The organism is Microbispora sp. ATCC PTA-5024 (assembly GCF_000511135.2).
Lineage (GTDB): Bacteria > Actinomycetota > Actinomycetes > Streptosporangiales > Streptosporangiaceae > Microbispora > Microbispora corallina.
This window is the reverse complement of record NZ_KI866522.1, coordinates 1536405-1537736: the sequence shown is the minus strand read 5'-3', so window position 1 is coordinate 1537736 and position 1332 is coordinate 1536405.

Sequence of the window (1332 nt, the reverse complement as noted above, 5' to 3'; positions counted from 1 at the left end):
AAATGCGGGAATGTCGGGACTTTCGCCCATGACTGAGCCTCCACTACTGCTGAGAGCTGAATGGCATAACGGTGCGGAAGACACCACGAAACGGCGGCGCACCGGGTGCCGTACCTCGTCGCCGGCCACGTCAGGGGCGCGGGGAGGCACGGCTCGCCACCGCGACGGGGAACCTGTCCCCCGGCGGCCGTCGCGATCGCCGCCGGGAGCGCCGTCATATCGGCGGTCCTGAACGGCCGTCGACAACCGACGGCTCGAGCCGCACCGCGACGAACGGCACGCCGAGCCGGCGGGCCCCCGCCGTGCACCACCGACGTCGGCGGGGACATGACCGCTTGGGGAGACAGTGTGGAAACTCATCACGAAATGTGTCAAGAGAGTGTCGAGAAAGTTTCGACCGACGGCGGGTGAGGGCGACGGACGCGTCCGCCGGCCACGGAAGTCACGCCGAAAGCTCCGCCGCGTCGCCGCGGACGGCGGGTCCGTGAATTTTTCATCACCGTCGTCCTCGGCGATGGTGCGGTCCACCGCCCCTCTACCAGCGGCTGGGCGTGACGGGAGAGGCCGGGGGGCCGTCGAAGGGCCGGACACGCCTCTTGACGGTCGCCCGCACGTCGTATTGGCTACGCCATCACCACCACCGACGAATGACAGCCGCGGACGGGAGGTTCGGCTCGACCGCAGAATGTGAGCGCTAACACTTCTCTCGGTCTCCGGGAGGGAGGTTCTCCGTGAATCCGAAGTCGTCGTCAGCCGGCCGTGCCACCCGCCGCGATCGGCGCGCAGCGGCGTCGAAGCGCACGCCGGATGGGCCGTGGACGTCGCCGGACGCGCCCGGGACGTCCCCGGGATCGTGTGCGACGACGTCCCGCGCCGTTCATGTGAACGCTAACGTCGCGACGGCCCGGGAGAGACGCCGAGCCCCGCGAGGCCCGGCCCGGCACGAGCGCGCGGCGAACGGGCGGCGGCTCGCCCGTCCCACCGAGCTCGAGAGCGGCCGGACCTCCGGACCGCGGGCCTTCTCGACGACACCACCCCGACCACCCGGATAACCCGTCTCTCGCGGGGAGCCGCCGCGCCGCCACCGGGCGGCCGGCCCGGCGCCCCGCCTACCGGCTACGAACTCCCGTCCCGAACGCGCATCCCCCCGGCGGTCGTCCGCCGCGCTTTCACCCCCAGGAGTTGTCCCATGCACGTGTCCCTCTTCCGTTCACCGGCCGGCCGAAGGCGTTCGCCGGCCGTGGCCGTGATGTCCGTCGTCGCGGCCCTGGCGGCGGTGCTGGCGTCGTCGTGGTCGGTGCCGGTGTCGGCGGCGGTGGCGCCGTTGGTGGG